This is a genomic window from Kocuria varians (genome assembly GCF_006539885.1).
Lineage (GTDB): Bacteria > Actinomycetota > Actinomycetes > Actinomycetales > Micrococcaceae > Kocuria > Kocuria varians.
This window is the reverse complement of the sequence record NZ_BJNW01000002.1, coordinates 131,848-149,138: the sequence shown is the minus strand read 5'-3', so window position 1 is coordinate 149,138 and position 17,291 is coordinate 131,848. Positions and strand designations below refer to the sequence as shown.

The following is a 17,291-nucleotide window of genomic DNA, read 5'->3' as shown; positions in this document are numbered from 1 at the left end:
ATTGACTTTCCTGAACACCGTTCAATAATTGAACAATGTTCAAGAACCCCGCCGAGCTGGCCGAGCGCGTTCTCGCCGGCGACCCCGTGACCCCCGAGGAAGCCCTCGAGCTGCTGCACACCGACGACCCCGGCATGCTGGATCTCGTGGCGGCCGCGGGCCGTCTGCGCCGCGAGCACTTCGGGATGACCGTGAAGGTGAACTACCTGGTCAACCTGAAGTCCGGTCTGTGCGCGGAGGACTGCGGCTACTGCTCCCAGCGCCTGAACGGCGGCACGGACATCCTCAAGTACTCGTGGCTGAGCCCGGAGCAGGCCGTGGAGCAGGCGGAGTTCGGGATCCGCGGCGGTGCGAGCCGCGTGTGCCTCGTGGCGAGTGGCCGCGGCCCGTCCAACAGGGAGGTCGGCAACGTCTCCCGCACGGTCGAGGCCCTGAAAGAGCAGCACCCGGACGTGGAGGTCTGCGCGTGCCTGGGCCTGCTCAAGGACGGCCAGGCGGAGACGCTCAGCGGCGCCGGGGTGGATGCCTACAACCACAATCTCAACACCGCCGAGTCCCACTACGAGTCCATCTGCTCCACCCACACCTACCAGGATCGCGTGGACACCGTGGAGCGCGCGAAGGACGCCGGGCTCTCCCCGTGCTCCGGGCTGGTCGTGGGCATGCGGGAGACGGACGAGCAGCTCGTTGAGGCGCTCTTCGCGCTGCGGGACCTGGGCTCGGACTCCGTGCCGGTGAACTTCCTCATGCCCTTCGACGGCACGCCCCTGGCAGGCACGTGGCAGCTGAGCCCGCAGAAGTGCCTGAAGATCCTTTCCGTGGTGCGCTTCGTGTGCCCGGACAAGGAGATCCGCATGGCCGGTGGCCGCGAGATGCACTTGCGTTCGCTGCAGCCGCTCGCGCTGCACGTGGTCAACTCCCTCTTCCTGGGCGACTACCTCACGTCCGAGGGGCAGGCCGCGAAGGCGGACCTGGACATGATCGCCGACGCCGGGTTCACCGTCCTCGGCGCCCGTCCGGATGCCGGGCGGGCCCCTGATGCCGCGCCCGCAGGTTCCGCCCGCGGGGCCGGTTCGGGGCAGGATGCGGCACAGCGGACGACGACGCCGTGCGGGTCCGCGTGCGGCTCGGCCGCCGGTTCCGGGGCGGTGGCGGGGGTTGTGGGCGCTTCCGACGACGGGTCCGACGACGGAACCGTCACGACGGCCGACGGCTCCACCAACGGTGGTTCCCGGGACGCAGGTGGTTTGCCCCCGGAACGTGCCGCAGCGTCGTCCTCGGTGCCCACGGCTCCGAAGGTCTCCCCGGCGCTCGCCGCCCTGCTGAGCTCCGGCGACGGCCCCGAGCGCGACGAGGACGAGACCCGGGTGCGGCTCGAGCTGAGCCCGACCGTGCGGCGTCGTGGTGCCGGGACCTCGGTGGCGCCGAATGCCTGAGGCCGCGCACGAGAGCCTTGCCGGGCGCGACCGCGGCCTGCTCTGGCACCCGTACGAGGCGCTGGACGGGCCCGTGCCGCACACCGTGGTCGGGGCGCAGGGCGTGACGCTCACGCTGGTCACCCCGGAGGGCGAGCGGGTCGAGGCGCTCGACGGCATGGCCTCCTGGTGGTGCGCGGTCCACGGCTACCGTCACCCCGCGCTGGACCTCGCCGCGACCGAGCAGGTCGACAAGTTCTCGCACGTGATGTTCGGCGGTCTCACGCACCGCCCGGCGGTGGAGCTCGCGGAACTGCTCGTGGCGGTGACCCCGCCCGAGCTGCAGCACGTGTTCCTCGCGGACTCCGGCTCGGTGAGCGTGGAGGTCGCCCTGAAGCTCGCGGTGCAGTACCAGGCGGCCCGGGGGAAGCCGCGGCGGCGTCGCATCCTGACCGTGCGCGGCGGCTATCACGGGGACACCACCGGCGCCATGAGCGTGTGCGACCCGGAGGGCGGCATGCACGCCGAGTTCTCGGGCCTCGTGGCGGAGCAGCTGTTCGTGGCACCGCCGCCGGCGGCGCGGCTGGAACGCCCGGCCGACGGTGTGTGGGCAGGTTCGCGGGAAGCCGGAGCCGCCGCGCGCGGTTGCCGGGCGGACGGATCGCAGGCCGTGCCGTCCGTCGCGGAGGGCTTCCCAAGTACCAGGGAAGCGGGTATCGCGACGGTGCCCGCCGGAACGAACGGGACGACGTCGCCCGGCGAGGTGCGTGGGGACGGTGACGCGACGTCGTCGTCGGCCGACGAGGTATGGGTCTCCTCGGACGCGGGCGTCCGGCGGTGGATCGCGGACGTGCGCGCGACCGCCCGGGAGCACCGGGACGAGCTGGCGGGAATCATCGTGGAACCGGTGCTGCAGGGCGCCGGTGGCATGCGCACCTACGACCCCCGGTGCCTGCGCGCGCTGCGGGAAATCGCCGACGAGCTGGACCTGGTGTTCGTCGTGGACGAGATCGCCACCGGGTTCGGGCGCACCGGCCGGTGGTTCGCGAGCGAGTGGGCCGGCGTGGTCCCGGACGTGATGTGCGTGGGCAAGGCGCTGACCGGCGGGTACATGACTCTCGCGGCGGTGCTCGTCTCCGAGACCGTGGGCGCGGTGATCACGGCCTCCGAGCAGCGGGCGCTGATGCACGGCCCCACGTTCATGGGCAACCCGCTCGCGTGCGCGGTGGCCCTGGAGTCCGTGCGGATGCTCCGCGAGAGCTGGCGCGAGGACGTGGGTCGCGTGGAGCGGGTGCTGCGAGAGATCCTTCCCGCCGCCGCGGAGCTGGACGGGGTCAAGGACGTGCGGGTGGTCGGGGCCGTGGGGGTCGTGGAGTTCCACGACGCGCCCGACGCCGCCCTGCTCGCGCGCTCGGCCCTGGAGGAAGGTGTGTGGCTGCGCCCGTTCGGCCGGGTGCTCTACGCGATGCCCCCGTACGTGTGCACGGAGGAGGAGGCCCGCCGGATCGCCAGGGCGCTCGTCCGTGCGGCCCGGGATGCGGAGGCCGAGCGGACCGGCGTGGCTGCCCGGGCTGGTGCCGTTGCCGAGGGCAAGGAACTGAGCGGGGGAGGGCAGAGATGAGCGAGACCGGTACGGCCCCGGGTGCATGCTCCGAGCAGGCCGGGCCCCTCGATGCCTGGCTCCGCGACCGACGGGAGCGGCGCGAGGAGGCGGGGCTGCGGCGTCGGCTGCGGACGCTTCCCGGGCGCTGCGTGGACCTGGCCTCCAACGACTACCTGGGGCTCTCCCGGGACCCTGGGGTGGTCGCCGCGGCGGCCGGAGCGCTCGCCGAGCACGGGACCGGTGCCCGGGCATCGCGCCTGGTCACGGGCACCCTGGGGCTCCATGAACACCTCGAACGGGAGCTGTGCGAGCTCACCGGGCAGCCCGCGGCGCTCGCGTTCTCGAGCGGGTACGCCGCCAACACGGGGGTGCTCACGGCGCTCGGGGACGCGGACACGCTGATCGTCTCGGACGCCCACGTGCACGCCTCCCTCGTGGACGGGGCGCGGCTGTCCCGATCGCCGGTGAAGATCGCGCGGCACTCGGACGTTGCCCACGTTGCCCAGCTTCTGGAGGAGCGCTCGGAGGCGCGGGCCGTCGTCATCGTGGAATCCGTGTACTCCGTGTGGGGCGACCACGCGCCGCTCGCCGAGCTGGCCGAGGTGTGCCGCGCGCAGGACGCACTGCTGCTCGTGGACGAGGCGCACGGCATCGGCGTCGCCGGTCGCGGGCGGGGCCTGGTGCACGGGCTCGGGCTGGCGGGATCACCGCACGTGGCGATGACCGTGACGCTGTCCAAGGCGCTCGGGGCGCAGGGCGGCGCGGTGCTCGGGAGCCCGGCGTTGCGCGAGCACCTGGTCAACACGGCGCGGCCCTTCATCTTCGACACCGCCCTCGCACCCACGAGTGCGGCGGCCGCGGCAGAGGCGGCGCGGATCGTGCGGACCAGCCCGGAACTGACGGAGGCGCTGCACCAGCGGGCTCGTCTCGTGGCCTCGACCCTGGGCATCCCGCGGGCCGACGCCGCCGTGCAGTCCGTGCCCGTGGCGACTCCCGAACTCGCGGTGCGGGCCGCCGAGCTGCTGCGCTCACGCGGCGTGGCGGTGGGGTGCTTCCGACCGCCCTCGGTGCCGGACGGCATCAGCAGGCTCCGGATCACGGCGCCCGCAAACATGGAATTACATGAATTGTCCGCGGTGCTCGAGGTCGTGCGGGAGGTCCTCGGGGACGTGGCGCAGGCCGGATGACGGGTCCGCGAGGGGGCTCCGGTGTGCAGCCCGGTTCCGGCGGCAGGACGCCCCGCGCCCGGGAGCGCGCGAGCTGGCCCACACCTGACGACCACCCCCTTCACGGCGGGACAGGTCGTGCGTCGGGGAGCGCACGACCTGGCCCGCACCCGACGACCGCCCTTGACCGCAGGGCGTCCTGTTCCGGGAGAGCGCAGTGAACTCCGCCTGCCCCACTCGCACCCGTCCGGCCACCCCTGGCTGCAGGGGTGGCCCACCCACACGGCCGCGCTGCCGGGCACCTCACACCCTGCCGCGCGGCCCTCGGGCACCCACCCACGAGCACCAAGGAGATCCCATGAACAATCCTCTGAGCGCAAGCGCCGCCTTGCTGGGCCGTACCGTCCTGGTCACCGGCGCGGACACGGACGTGGGCAAGACGTACGCGACCGCGGCCCTTGCAGTGGCGGGCTGGTACGCCGGGCGACGCCGCATCGCCGTGTACAAGCCCCAGCAGACGGGTATGCGCGGCGAGGACCCCGGGGACGTGCACGACGTCGCGCGGCTGGCGCTCGCGGCGGGCGTCCCCTCCGCGGCGCTCACCGTGGCGGAGGGGCAGCGGCTCACCGAACCGATGGCCCCGCCGCCGGCTGCGGCCATCGACGGGGTGGAGCTGCTGCCCTTGACCGCGCACGTGCGGAAAATTGTGGAATTACAAGAAACCCACGACCTCGTGCTCGTGGAGGGCAGCGGCGGGGTGCTCGTGGAGCTGGACGGGCAGCGGCACACCATCGCGGACCTGGCGGTGGCGGTGCAGGAACTGGCGCCGCAGGAGACGGCAGACCAGGGCGCAACGCAGCAAAGGGAAGCTGCTGCGAGGAGGGCTGATGTGGGAAAGGGACGAGCGGGGGTCACAGCCACCCCGGGCCCGGCGCCGGTGGCCACCCCGGCCACCCCTGGCCCGGCGTCCGTGAGTACGGTGCTGGTGGCGCGCCCCGACCTGGGGACGCTGAACCACACGCTGCTGAGCCTGGAGGCGCTGCTGCACCGAGGGGTGCACGTGGCGGGAGTGGTGCTGGGCAGCTGGCCCGGTGATCCCGACCGGCTGCAGGAGTCCAACCGTGACTACCTGGCGGACCTCCCGGAGATCCGGGGCGAGCGCATCCCGTTGCTGGGCGCCGTCCCGCGGGGGTGGGGCGCGAGCGGGGAGTGAACCGGGGAGGTGGGAGCGCGAACGGGGCCTGGCGCGGAGAGGTGGGTTGAGGCGCGGAGGCGGGGAGCGGCGTCGTCGTCGCCCGAACGGGCTCCCCAGTTTTAAGTGCAGCTAACGCCAGAAAGGGCGCCCCGCGGAGCAAAACCTGCACTTAATCCGGGGACGGGCCGGGCGGGGGTGGAATCGGGGCGTCAGCACCCGCCGTCCGAACTGCGCGCCGCCCAGCCCTCCTACCGTGCAGATCGCCGCTGCAAAAACTGAGTTGTTGCCGTTTTCCGGCCCCAGATCTGCATGTGCTCCACTGGAAAGCACGAGCCGGCGGCTGGGCCGAGGGATGCCGGCGTGCACAGCTCCCGGCTCAACGGTCTTGCCGCACATTCCTGCCCCCCGGCGGCCACCCCAAAGCAGTGACCTCCTCCCAGATATTCCGTGGCCGGTTCGAGGGATGAACGCCTCTGCCGTCGCGTATGCTCAACGCATTCAGCGGCGTGCGGGGGCGTGATCCCAAGCAGAATCACCTCAGGCATTCTTGAAAGGTGATCCAGGATGATCAGATTCGCCGTCAGGATTGCTGCTCTGCTGACGTTGGCCGTGCTGATGTGCGTGACGGACGCCTACATCAGGCAGCAGGAGAATGTTCTGCTCCAGGGTGCCCAGGGCGCTGTTCTGCTGGATCTCAGTGATGCGACGATCACGAAGCAGCGGGCGGTCGAGGACTTGGACGCCCTGTCCGATCAGAACGGTCTTCACCTGGCGAAGGTCGTGGCGGACAAGCAGGACTTTCTCCACGGCAAGAACCTCTACGCGTTCGGGAAGAACACCGGTACCACCCCGGTTCAGCTCGGGTGGTACGAGAGGTCCACGCACGGTGTGCTGGAGAGCTCCTCGCGTCTGGGGGATGCGGATCTGAACGGGATGTACGTGTTCCGCGGGGACGGGCCGGCGGCGATCAGCCGGTGGGCGCAGCACAACAACGTGAGCGTGACCGTGCTGGACACCCGGGCTCAGAGCATTGCGGAGTTCACGCTCCTGAGCTCCGGGTACGGGGTGGCGCTGATCTGCGCCCTCATTCTCCCGCTGGTGTCCTCGATGGGCTGGTCGGTGCTCTCGGCCCACAGCAAGGCACTGCGCGTGGTGGCGGGTCAGTCCCGGACGGCCATCATCGCCGCGGACATCCGGTCGTACCTCACGGTGGCCGCACCGGTGCTGGTGGGCGGGTACGTGGTGGGTGTGATCGCGGCGGCGCTGCTGCGGGCAGACCACGCGGTCACGAGATTCCTGTGGACCTCGGTGCCTTTTCTGCTGGCCTTTCTCGTGCTGCTGGTCGTGACGTTCGCGGCGATGACGCTGATCGCGGCTCCCACCGCCGAGGTCATTGCCCAGCGCCGGTCGGGGATCCTGGCCTACCGCTCTCTCAGCGAGGCTTTGAAGCTGGTGGCGATTGCTCTCACGGCGGTGTCGTTGCCGATCTTCGCCTCCGCGGCCATGACGAGTCTGGGTAGTTCCACGAACGCCTCGTACTGGAAGGTCTTCGGCGACGACGTCTCCCTGCGGATCCTCACGACCTCGGAGGACAGCTACCAGGCGGCCGAACTCCGACTGGCGCAGCTGGTGGAGAGGGCCGAGTCCTCCCATGAGGCGCTGCTGAATTACCGGCTCACCCCGGAGTCCGTGCCCGCCTCGGACTTCGATGGGCTGGTGCTCACGAACACCGCCTCCCTGGACCAGATTCGCGCGGCGCTGGGTACGGACCTTGAACCCGTTGTCGGGGATTCGGGCGCCGACGCCGCCGTGGCGGGGTTGTCGGAGAACCTCTCGATGTGGTGCGCGCAGGCCTGCTCCCCCGATGACTGCGAGTTGTTCACCACCGCACCGGACACGGCGTTCCCCGCCCTGGATAGTGCGGGGGGAGCTGAGTTGACGCTGCTGCACCATCCCCTGGTGCTCAACACGGACCGCATGACCGGTTTCTACCGGCCGGATTTCATAGGCCCGCTGCTGACGAGTGGGAACATCGTGTTCTCCTCGGGGGCCGGTGTGTCCCGGTCGGTGGAGGAGCTGGGGCTGGGAAACGTGGTGCTGAGCATCGACCGGGTCGCTGACACAGGTCTTCAGCAGGGCCAGAGCGACTATGAACGCGCCGGGGCCCAGATCGTGGGGATCGTCCTGCTGCTCATGGCCCTGGTGCTTTCCAGCGCCATCGCCGCCCAGGTCTACATCGCCACGATCGCCCGCAGGGTGTTCGTGTGCCGGTGCGCGGGGATGGCCTGGCCGCGCGTGCTTGAACGGCGACTGCTCTTCGAGGCGGCGGCGGTGTGCGTGTGCGCCGCACTGGCTTTCATCTGGTGCACGGTGCAGGGGATCGAGTACTCCTGGACGGTGTTCGTGGCCCCGGTGCTCTACCTGCTGATCTCCTACCCGGCCCACGTGGTGGCCGGGCAGACCATGTTCGATCGAAGCGTGCTGCGGAAGGTGTGACCCATGATCGAAGCGGAGAACCTGGAGGTCGACAAGGGCGGGACCCCGGTGCTGTCGGTTGCCTCATTCACGGCGAAGGCCGGGGCGGTGACCGGGCTGATCGGACCCAGCGGGTGCGGGAAGTCGACCATGCTGAACTGTCTCGGGCTGCTGGAGCCCGCGGCCCGGGGAACGCTGCGCATCGGCGGGGTGGACCTCACCCGACCCTCCACCGCGCAGCCGAGAAAGTTCTGAAAGGACCGCGCTGCGTTCGTGTTCCAGGACTACGGGATCATCGAGGACTGGAGCGCGCAGGAGAACATCCTGCTGCGCAGAACGAGCCGGTTCACGCGCACCCGTGAAACGGACTCGGTGCGCGAGGCCCTGGACTTCGTGGGGCTCACCGGACGGGAGCAGGAGACCGCCTCCTACCTCAGCGGCGGGGAGAAGCAACGGCTGAGCATCGCCCGCACGCTCCACAAGAAGGCGAGCTACATCTTCGCCGATGAACCCACCGCCAGCCTGGACGCGGAGAACCGGCGGCGGGTGATCGAGCTGCTCGCTACCTGCGCGGCCGGTGGGGCCACCGTCATCGTGGCCACGCACGACGACGACATGATCCGCGCGTGCAACACCACCTACGACCTGGGGAAGGACGAATTGCCGACGGTCGCCCCCGAAAGTGACTGAACCGCGGAGTGGCGCGAGCGGCGTCGTCGTCATCCCGCCCAGACCCCGCTGCAAAAACGGAGTTATTGCCGTTTTCCGGCCCCAGATCTGCATTTGCTCCACTAGAAAGCACGAGCAGACCGTGGCGATGGCGGTTGCCGCCCCGGACCGCCGCCCCTCACCCCGGCAAGCCCTCAGCGGCCCGCCACCAGCGCGTCGTAGAGGTGCTCGAAGCGGTCGTGGACGCCCCGGTAGTAGTCCTGCGCCGCCTCGCGCGGGGCGTAGGTGCCGGCGGGCTCCGGGTGGGAGCGCTCCACGTCCGGGGCGAGGGACTCCAGCATGAGCAGCGCGTTGCCGCGGCACGTGGAGCGCTTGATGGTCTGGTGGATGACCGGCTTGCCCAGGTAGTCGCCCAGGATCTGCAGCCACGACGGCAGCTCCTGGGTCACCCGACCCGCCGCCACGATCCGCTCCACTCCGTGCGCGGCGACCTCCAGCTCGTCGGACACACGGCGGTAGGACCCGGCGATGCCCTCGAGCATCCCGCGCGCCATGGCGGGTGCGTCCGTGGACGCGGACACGTCCGCGAAGACCGCTCGTGCGCTGCCGGCCCAGCCCGTGGAGCGCTCGCCGGTGAGGAAGGGGAGCACGCCGGGGGTGTCGGCGGAGACCGGGGCGGCCGCGACGTCGTTGAGCACGGCGTCGTCCAGGGCCAGGGTGTCCTGCAGCCAGGAGACGGCCCGCCCCACGTCGTTGAGCGCGCCCCCGAGCAGGCAGCGGGAGGAGTCGATCCGGTAGCACCACAGCCCCGCCGGGATGTGCTGGGGCTGGTGGTGCAGCAGCACGCGCATCGCCCCGGAGGTGGCGGCGGAGACCACGATGGTGTCCTCGCCCGTGCCGCCCACGCCCAGGTTGGCGCACAGCCCGTCCGCGACCGGCGCGAACCACTGCGCCTCGCTCAGCCCCTGCCAGCGCTCCACCCGGGCGGGATCCACGTCCGGGATGGGCTCGTGCGGGTCGAGCACGGGGGACAGGACGTCTTCACTCACTCCGGCCGCCGTGAGCATCCGCTTGTCCCAGTGCCCCGAGCGGCGGTTGAGCAGCCCGGTCCACGCGGCGGTTGCGGTGCCCGCGGCGGTGGTCCCCAGCAGCCGCAGCCACACGTACTCGCCGATGCTCAGCCAACGCGCGGCCGCCCCGAACTGTTCGGGCCGGGTCTCGCGCAGCCAGCGGAAGCGCGGCGCGAGGTAGCTCGTGTGCAGCCGTGCGCCCATCTTCTGCTGGACCTCCAGCTCGTCCAGCTCCTCGCGCAGCTGCGCGAGCTGGGGCGCGCACCGCGAGTCCGCGTACGTGAAGCACTCGGTCACGGCGTCGCCCTGGGCGTCCACGCCCACGAGCGAGGACGCGAACGAGTCGATCCCGACGCCGCGCACCCGCCCCGCGAGCTCGGGCCGGTCGCACACGCGGTCCAGGATCTCGGCGATCTCGTCCGTCACCCGGTCCGGGTCGATCACGGAGGTGCCGTCCGCCGCGGTGGCGAACGCGTGGGGGATCTTGTGCCGGTAGCCGCGCACGGGCGTCCCGGCGGCGTCGTGCAGGGAGCCGCGGGTGGCGGTGGAACCGATGTCCAGCGTCATGACCAGCGGGTCCAGGGCGTCCTCGAGCGGCGCCGAGAAGTCGGTGGTGTCGTCCGGGTGCGGTGTGCTCTTGTGCTTGCTCATGTCTCTCCTGCTCGTGCTCCGGACGGTTCCTGCGGGCGGCTCTGCGGTTCGGCCGGCACTGGGCGGCACGCGGGTTTGCGACGCCGCCCGGGCGGTGCCGGGGCCGACGCCGCCGGGTCCGGGCGGCGCCGCGGGCGACGTCGTCGTCCTCCGATCCCGGCGGGCCCACCGGTCCCGGGACGGCCAGTCTAGGAGAGGCGCGCGGCGGCGTCGTCGTCCGGGGCAACAGCGGGCCGTCCGCCATGTGAGACGCCTGTCCGGCGGGTGAGAAGAGGTCTGGGCCCGCGCGTATTGTGGGGTGAATGCGTTCAGCCGGGGCGCGGCACCCATGACCCGCCCGTCCCGGCCCAGATCCAAGGGAAGGCAAGACCGTGCCGCAGCTGCGTTCAGCGACGTCCACCACCGGCCGCAACATGGCGGGAGCACGCGCCCTGTGGCGTGCCACCGGCATGGGCAGCGAGGACTTCGGCAAGCCCATCGTCGCCATCGCGAACTCCTTCACCCAGTTCGTCCCCGGCCACGTGCACCTGAAGAACATGGGGGACCTCGTGGCCTCTGCGGTGCGCGAGGCGGGCGGTGTGGCCAAGGAGTTCAACACGATTGCCGTGGACGACGGCATCGCCATGGGCCACGACGGCATGCTCTACTCGTTGCCCTCGCGCGACATCATCGCGGACTCCGTGGAGTACATGGTCAACGCGCACTGCGCGGACGCGCTGGTGTGCATCTCCAACTGCGACAAGATCACCCCGGGCATGCTGATGGCCGCGCTGCGCCTGAACATCCCGGTGGTGTTCGTCTCCGGCGGGCCCATGGAGTCCGGTGAGGGCGTGGAGGGCGTGGTCGAGCACCGCGTGGACCTGGTGGACGCCATGGCGCTGGCCGTGGACGAGTCCATCACGGATGCCCAGCTCGCCCAGATCGAGGAGAACGCGTGCCCCACGTGCGGCTCGTGCTCCGGGATGTTCACCGCGAACTCCATGAACTGCCTGACCGAGGCGCTGGGGCTGTCCCTGCCCGGCAACGGCACCACGCTGGCCACGCACCTCAACCGCAAGCGGCTGTTCCTGGAGGCCGGGCGCCGCGCGGTGGAGTCCGCGAAGAAGTACTACGAGCAGGACGACGAGTCCGTGCTGCCCCGCAACATCGCCACGAAGGCCGCGTTCGAGAACGCCATGGCCCTGGACATCGCCATGGGCGGTTCCACGAACACGGTGCTGCACATCCTGGCCGCCGCGCAGGAGGCGGAGGTGGACTTCAACCTCTCGGACATCGACGCCCTCTCCCGCGAGGTCCCGTGCCTCGCGAAGGTGGCGCCGAACTCCACGAAGTTCCACATCGAGCACGTCCACCGCGCGGGCGGCATCCCCGCGATCCTGGGGGAGCTGCGCCGCGGGGGCCTGCTCAACGAGGACGTCCACACCGTGCACTCCCAGACCATGGGCGAGTGGCTGGACGAGTGGGACATCCGCTCCGGCAAGGCCTCGGAGGAGGCCAAGGAGTTCTTCCTGGCCGCTCCCGGCGGCGTGCGCACCACCCAGGCGTTCTCGCAGGCCAACGAGTACGAGGACCACGACCTCGACTCCGCGCAGGGCTGCATCCGTTCGGTGGAGAACGCCTACACGAAGGAGGGCGGGCTGTGCGTGCTCTTCGGCAACATCGCCGAGGACGGCGCGGTCATCAAGACCGCGGGCATCGACCCGGACCTCTTCCACTTCGTGGGCCGCGCATTCGTCGTGGAGTCCCAGGATGAGGCCGTGCACGAGATCCTCTCCAAGAACGTGAAGGAGGGGGACATCGTCGTGATCGCCTACGAAGGCCCCAAGGGCGGGCCGGGCATGCAGGAGATGCTCTACCCCACGAGCTACCTCAAGGGCCTGGGGCTCGGCAAAAAGTGCGCGCTGATCACGGACGGCCGCTTCTCGGGCGGCACTTCCGGCATCTCGATCGGTCACATCTCCCCGGAGGCCGCAGCCGGTGGCGCCGTGGGGCTGATCGAGCACGGTGACGAGATCGAGATCGACGTGGAGAACCGCGTGCTGCGGGTCAACGTGGACGACGCCGAGCTCGCCCGCCGCCGCCAGGAGAAGGGCGAGGCCCCCTGGAAGCCCACCAAGCCGCGCGAGCGCAAGGTCTCCAAGGCCCTGCGCGCGTACGCCTCCATGGTGACCTCCGCGGACAAGGGCGCGGTGCGCGTCGTCGAGGACTGAGACGGCGACGTCGCCGCCTCACCGTGACAGGGGCGCCCGCCCGGGCAGCGTGCCCGGCCGGGCGCCCCGTTGCGTGCCGTGACGTCGTGAGCGGCGTGGCACCGGCGGCCCGGGGGCGGACGCCGTAGGCTCGCCAGCAACGAAGCAGCACGTCCGCCCGGGGGGATCCGCCGGGGGACCAGAAGGGATCAGCGTGAAGGCCACACACGGGCCGGGCCCGGAGCAGCCCATGCAGCGGCAGTTCCAGGAGGAGGCCTCCGGGTTCCGCAAGGGACTGGGACAGCGGCAGCTGCAGATGATCGCGATCGGCAGCGCGATCGGCACGGGTCTCTTCCTGGGCGCGGGCGGGAGGCTGCACGACGCCGGCCCGTCCCTGTTCGTGCTCTACGCGATCTGCGGGTTCTTCGGCTACCTGATCCTGCGCGCGCTGGGGGAGCTCGTGGTGCACCGGCCGTCCTCCGGCTCCTTCGTCTCCTACTGCCGGGAGTTCTTCGGGGAGAAGGCCGCGTTCGTCACCGGATGGCTGTACTGGCTGAACTGGGCCATGACGGCGGTCGCGGACGCCACGGCCATCGCCATCTACATCGCGTGGTTCGGGCAGTACAGCGAGTTCATCGCCGCCATCCCGCAGTGGGTGATGGCCCTGGTGGTCGTGGTCCTGGTGCTCGCGCTGAACCTGGTGTCCGTGAAGATCTTCGGGGAGCTCGAGTTCTGGTTCGCGGCGGTCAAGGTGCTGGCGCTGGTGGTCTTCCTGGCGATCGGCGTGCTGTTCGTGGTCTTCGGGACCCCCACGGGCTCGGAGGTGGGCCTCTCGCTGATCACCGAGCACGGCGGGCTGCTGCCCAACGGGGTGCTCCCGGCGCTGATCGTGGTGCAGGGCGTGGTCTTCGCCTACGCGGGCATCGAGCTGGTAGGCACGACCTCCGGGGAGACCCGTGACGCCGAGCGCGTCATCCCGCGCGCCATCAACCTGGTGATCCTGCGGATCGCGGTGTTCTATGTGGGCTCCGTGCTGCTGCTGTGCCTGCTGCTGCCCTACACCGCCTACAGCGCCACGGAGAGCCCGTTCGTCACGTTCTTCGAGTCCATCAACGTGGCCGCCGCGGCTCCGCTGATGCAGCTCGTGGTCATCACGGCGGCGCTGTCCTCGCTCAACGCCGGGCTCTACTCGACCGGGCGGATCGTGCACTCCATGGCCATGGCCGGTTCCGCGCCCCGCTTCGCCGGGAAGCTCACCGCCTCCGGGGTGCCGTTCGGCGGGATCCTGCTCACCGCCGTCGTCGCGCTGCTGGGCGTGGGGCTGAACCTGGTGGTGCCGGAGGAGGCGTTCGAGATCGTGCTGAACCTGGCCGCGCTCGGCACCATGGCCGGCTGGGCGGCGGTCACGCTGTCCCACATGAAGTTCGTGTCCCTGTCCAAACGGGGGCTGTACCACCGGCCGCCGTACCGTGCGCCGCTGGCCCCGTTCACGGACTGGCTCACCCTCGCGTTCCTCGCCGGCGTGCTCGTGCTCATGGCCGTGGACTACCCGGTGGGCACGTGGACCCTGATCTCGTCGCTGGCCCTGGTCCCGCTGCTGGTGATCGGGTGGTTCATGGTGCGCGGGCGGGTCCACGAGATCGCCCGACGGCGCCAGGGCTTCACGGGGGCGTTCCCCGTGGTGGCGACCCCCGGGCCGCTGACGGCGCGCCGCGACGACGACGCCTGAGCCCCCTTCCCGGGTCCGGCGGGCGTCACGCGGTGCCCGCCGGTGATGAACTACTGTGTCCTCAACCGGTGCCGCAGCGTGCCACCCCTTTCCCGTCCGACCCCTCCGTCCCAGTGGCGGCGGGTCAGGAACCTTCCCAGCCGCACAACACGGAGTTTCCATGGAATCACTGACAGAGCTCGTCGGAACGGTGGGTGGCTACGTCTGGTACGTGGTCTTCGCCATCCTCATCGGCGTGGGCTTGTACCTGACCATCCGCACGAAGGCCATCCAGTTCCGCGGCATCCCGGAGATGTTCCGGGTGCTCACGGACCCCGCCGGTGAGGAGGACGGCCGCAAGGGCATCTCCTCGTTCCGCGCGTTCACGGTCTCCGCCGCGGCGCGCGTGGGCACGGGCAACATCGCCGGTGTGGCCATCGCGATCACCCTGGGTGGGCCCGGCGCCGTGTTCTGGATGTGGGTCATCGCCGCGATCGGCGCCGCCAGCGCGTTCGTGGAGTCCCTGCTGGGCCAGCTGTACAAGGTCAAGACGGCGGACGGCTACGTGGGCGGTCCCGCGTACTACATGGAGCGCGGGCTCAACAAGCGCTGGATGGGTCTGCTGTTCGCGGTCATCATCACCGTGACCTACGGCTTCGTGTTCAACTCGGTGCAGTCCAACTCGATCGTGGACGCCGTGAGCGGCTCCTTCGGCGTGGACATCACCAACGGGCAGGGCACGTGGCTGCGCGTGGTCCTGGGTCTGGCGCTCGTGGTGCTCACCGCGGCCGTGATCTTCGGCGGCATCCGCTCCATCTCCTCCGTGACCCAGGTGCTCGTGCCGGTCATGGCGGTGCTGTACATGATCCTCGGCCTGCTCGTGGTGGTCCTGAACATCACCGAGGTCCCCGCGATGTTCGGGATGATCATCCAGGGCGCCTTCGGCATGCGGGAGTTCGTCACCGGCGGTCTGCTCGGCGTGATCATCCAGGGCATGAAGCGCGGTCTGTTCTCCAACGAGGCCGGCATGGGCTCCGCCCCGAACGCCGGTGCCACCGCGTCCATCTCGCACCCCGCCAAGCAGGGCTTCGTGCAGTCGCTCGGCGTCTTCTTCGACACCATGCTCGTGTGCTCGATCACCGCGTTCATCGTGCTGCTGTCCAACCCGTCCTTCGGGGACCAGCGCCAGGGCGCGGGCCTCACGCAGTCCGCGCTGGGGCTGCAGCTGGGCGACTGGGCCGTGCACTTCCTGACCGTGGCGATCTTCCTGTTCGCGTGGTCCTCGGTGATCGGCAACTACTACTACGGCGAGTCCAACATCCGCTTCATAACCAAGTCCCGCACGGCCATGGGCGTCTACCGCTTCGCCGTGCTCGTGTGCGTGTTCATGGGCGCCGTGCTGGCGCTGGACCTCGTGTGGTCGCTCGCAGACCTGTTCATGGCGTTCATGGCCACCCTGAACCTGATCGCCCTGGTCATGCTCGCCGGCGTGGCCGCCAAGGTGCTGCAGAACTACATGGAGCAGCGCAAGGCCGGTGTGGAGCCCGTGTTCAAGACCGGGGACGTCCCCGGCCTGCACGGCCTCGACGCCTGGGACGGCACGGACACCGTGACCCTGCCGATCTTCTGGGAGCAGCGCGGCCGCGACAAGAACGGCGCGCGCCGCTGACACCGCGGCCACGCGGCGTCGTCGGCCGGTCCTCCGACGACGCCGCCCACCCGGCTCCATGACGAAACCCCCGGCGCGAGCCGGGGGTTTCGTCATGTCAGGAAAGCGTGGGACTCAGGAGGTCTTGCCGTCCTCGAGGCCCTGCTTGACCTGCGTTTCGATGGCGCCGGTGAGGGCCTCGTTCGCCACGGGGGAGTCCTCGGTGGCGTCGCGCAGCTGGTTCTCGTTGTACTCGGAGAACTCCTTGCTGTCGTCCCCGCGCTTGGTCAGCAGGGCGCGGATGCGGGTGCGGCGCCCGGTCTCCTCGCTGATCTTGGAGCGGTTGCGGAACCACCACACGAACATGACGACCACCAGGACCATGCCCACGTAGCCGATCACCGGGTACACCACGCTCATCAGGGTGCCGAAGCCCACCAGGCTGATCACGTAGCCCAGCGCGCAGATGCCCAGGAACACGGGGACGTAGCGGTTGCGGTGGTTGACCGTCACGCGGCGGCCCAGGGCGTAGAACATGCTGATGGTCGTGTTGTAGATCATCACGAACGTCACGAACACCATGGCGATGGACGCCAGTGGGTGCATGGAGTCGAAGAGCTTGAGCATGGGGACGTCCGCGTCCCCCACGGCGTCGAAGTTCACGAGCAGCGCGAACGCGTTCATGCACAGCAGGATCGTGTAGACGATGCCGCCCAGCAGCCCGCCGCGGGCGGCGTCCCGGGGATCCAGGGTGTTGCCGCCGATCATCAGGGACATGGACACGCCCAGCATCAGCGCCATGCACGTGTAGTTGATGGCGGAGAGCCACCACGGGCTCACGGGGGAGTCCGCCTGCGCGGCGAGGTCGCTCATGGCCCCTAGGTCCACGGGCAGCTGCATGAGGGTGTAGACGAACGCCACGATCACGGCCACGAAGATCACCGGGGTGACCGCGGAGATGATGTTCGTGACCTTGTTGACGTCCAGCAGGCCGGTGAGCATCACCAGCACCACCATGATCAGCGAGCCCAGCCACGCGGGCAGGCCGAACTGCTGCTCCAGGGTGGAGCCCGCGCCGGCGAGCATCACGATGCCCATGGCCAGCAGGGTCAGGGACACGGTGATGTCCAGGAAACGGGAGACCACCGGGGCGGAGACCGAGCGGAACACCCCCAGGTGCTCGTCCGCCAGGAAGTAGCTGCCGATGTTGATGATCACCGCACCGGCCGTGATCATGAGGATGCCCGCCACGAGTGCACCGGCGAGCCCCCAGATGCCGAAGGACACGAAGTACTGGATGACTTCCTGGCCGGTGGCGAAGCCTGCGCCCACCATGAGGCCGATGAAGGCCAGGGCGACCTGAAGGGTTTTCTTGACTGACACGAACGCGACTCCTCGTGAGCGGTGGGGTCTGTCGGATGTGTTCCTCGCGGAAACTCTTACCGGCCAAGCATAGAAAATCGGCGCGCCGGGCCGGGAGACGGTGTGAGGCCGACGACGCC

The 17,291-nt window shown here is 70.1% G+C and carries 10 protein-coding genes and 1 pseudogene; 9 read left to right on the top strand and 2 right to left on the bottom strand.

Translation table 11 applies throughout. The annotated features are described in order from the left end of the window. Positions 1–35: 35 nt before the first annotated feature. The 6 genes and pseudogenes from bioB (at position 36) to KVA01_RS01865 (ending at position 8,544) form a co-directional block, all read left to right on the top strand. The gene (gene bioB, locus KVA01_RS01890; protein WP_141268675.1) at positions 36–1,436 is read left to right on the top strand and encodes a biotin synthase BioB; all 1,401 of its coding nucleotides are present in this window, start codon (positions 36–38) and stop codon (positions 1,434–1,436) included. Then, positions 1,429–3,036: an aminotransferase class III-fold pyridoxal phosphate-dependent enzyme gene (locus tag KVA01_RS01885; RefSeq protein WP_141268673.1), complete on the top strand. Its 1,608-nt coding sequence runs from the start codon at positions 1,429–1,431 to the stop codon at positions 3,034–3,036. Before bioB ends, KVA01_RS01885 begins: the two co-directional genes overlap by 8 nt. Continuing rightward, positions 3,033–4,205, top strand: a complete 1,173-nt coding sequence (locus KVA01_RS01880; RefSeq protein ID WP_068467804.1) for an 8-amino-7-oxononanoate synthase — start codon at positions 3,033–3,035, stop codon at positions 4,203–4,205. The genes KVA01_RS01885 and KVA01_RS01880 overlap by 4 nt, the downstream gene beginning before the upstream one ends. 337 nt (positions 4,206–4,542) lie before the next feature. After that, the gene (bioD, locus tag KVA01_RS01875) at positions 4,543–5,397 is read left to right on the top strand and encodes an ATP-dependent dethiobiotin synthetase BioD (RefSeq protein WP_141268671.1); all 855 of its coding nucleotides are present in this window, start codon (positions 4,543–4,545) and stop codon (positions 5,395–5,397) included. Between the two features lie 546 nt (positions 5,398–5,943). Beyond that, a complete protein-coding gene (locus KVA01_RS01870; RefSeq protein ID WP_141268668.1) occupies positions 5,944–7,875 on the top strand; it encodes a bacteriocin-associated integral membrane family protein in 1,932 nt (643 codons plus the stop codon). Between the two features lie 3 nt (positions 7,876–7,878). Further along, positions 7,879–8,544, top strand: a pseudogene (locus KVA01_RS01865) (ABC transporter ATP-binding protein). Positions 8,545–8,717: 173 nt separating this feature from the next. On the opposite strand, the gene KVA01_RS01860 reads toward KVA01_RS01865, so the two are convergent. Further along, positions 8,718–10,244, bottom strand: a complete 1,527-nt coding sequence (locus KVA01_RS01860; protein ID WP_141268666.1) for a gluconokinase — start codon at positions 10,242–10,244, stop codon at positions 8,718–8,720. A 371-nt stretch (positions 10,245–10,615) separates the two neighbouring features. On the opposite strand from KVA01_RS01860, the gene ilvD reads away from it, so the two are divergent. The 3 genes from ilvD to KVA01_RS01845 all read left to right on the top strand — a co-directional run bounded on the left by ilvD (position 10,616) and on the right by KVA01_RS01845 (position 15,810). Then, complete coding sequence (gene ilvD, locus KVA01_RS01855) at positions 10,616–12,454, top strand: dihydroxy-acid dehydratase (protein WP_141268664.1); 1,839 nt, start codon at positions 10,616–10,618, stop codon at positions 12,452–12,454. Between the two features lie 229 nt (positions 12,455–12,683). Beyond that, positions 12,684–14,162, top strand: coding sequence for an amino acid permease (locus KVA01_RS01850; RefSeq protein WP_068470445.1), 1,479 nt, complete (start codon positions 12,684–12,686; stop codon positions 14,160–14,162). Positions 14,163–14,322: 160 nt separating this feature from the next. After that, entirely contained in the window at positions 14,323–15,810 is a 1,488-nt protein-coding gene (locus KVA01_RS01845) for an alanine/glycine:cation symporter family protein (RefSeq protein WP_068470443.1), read from the top strand. 114 nt (positions 15,811–15,924) lie between these two features. On the opposite strand, the gene KVA01_RS01840 is transcribed toward KVA01_RS01845, so the two are convergent. After that, positions 15,925–17,172: a YkvI family membrane protein gene (locus KVA01_RS01840; RefSeq protein WP_141268662.1), complete on the bottom strand. Its 1,248-nt coding sequence runs from the start codon at positions 17,170–17,172 to the stop codon at positions 15,925–15,927. Between the last annotated feature and the right edge of the window lie 119 nt (positions 17,173–17,291).

Coding starts and splice junctions, on each gene's coding strand:
- KVA01_RS01880 (WP_068467804.1), top strand. CDS start 3,033: ATGAGCGAGACCGGTACGGCCCCGGGTGCATGCTCCGAGCAGGCCGGG.
- KVA01_RS01885 (WP_141268673.1), top strand. CDS start 1,429: ATGCCTGAGGCCGCGCACGAGAGCCTTGCCGGGCGCGACCGCGGCCTG.
- bioD (WP_141268671.1), top strand. CDS start 4,543: ATGAACAATCCTCTGAGCGCAAGCGCCGCCTTGCTGGGCCGTACCGTC.
- bioB (WP_141268675.1), top strand. CDS start 36: ATGTTCAAGAACCCCGCCGAGCTGGCCGAGCGCGTTCTCGCCGGCGAC.
- KVA01_RS01850 (WP_068470445.1), top strand. CDS start 12,684: ATGCAGCGGCAGTTCCAGGAGGAGGCCTCCGGGTTCCGCAAGGGACTG.
- KVA01_RS01870 (WP_141268668.1), top strand. CDS start 5,944: ATGATCAGATTCGCCGTCAGGATTGCTGCTCTGCTGACGTTGGCCGTG.
- KVA01_RS01860 (WP_141268666.1), bottom strand. CDS start 10,244: ATGAGCAAGCACAAGAGCACACCGCACCCGGACGACACCACCGACTTC.
- KVA01_RS01845 (WP_068470443.1), top strand. CDS start 14,323: ATGGAATCACTGACAGAGCTCGTCGGAACGGTGGGTGGCTACGTCTGG.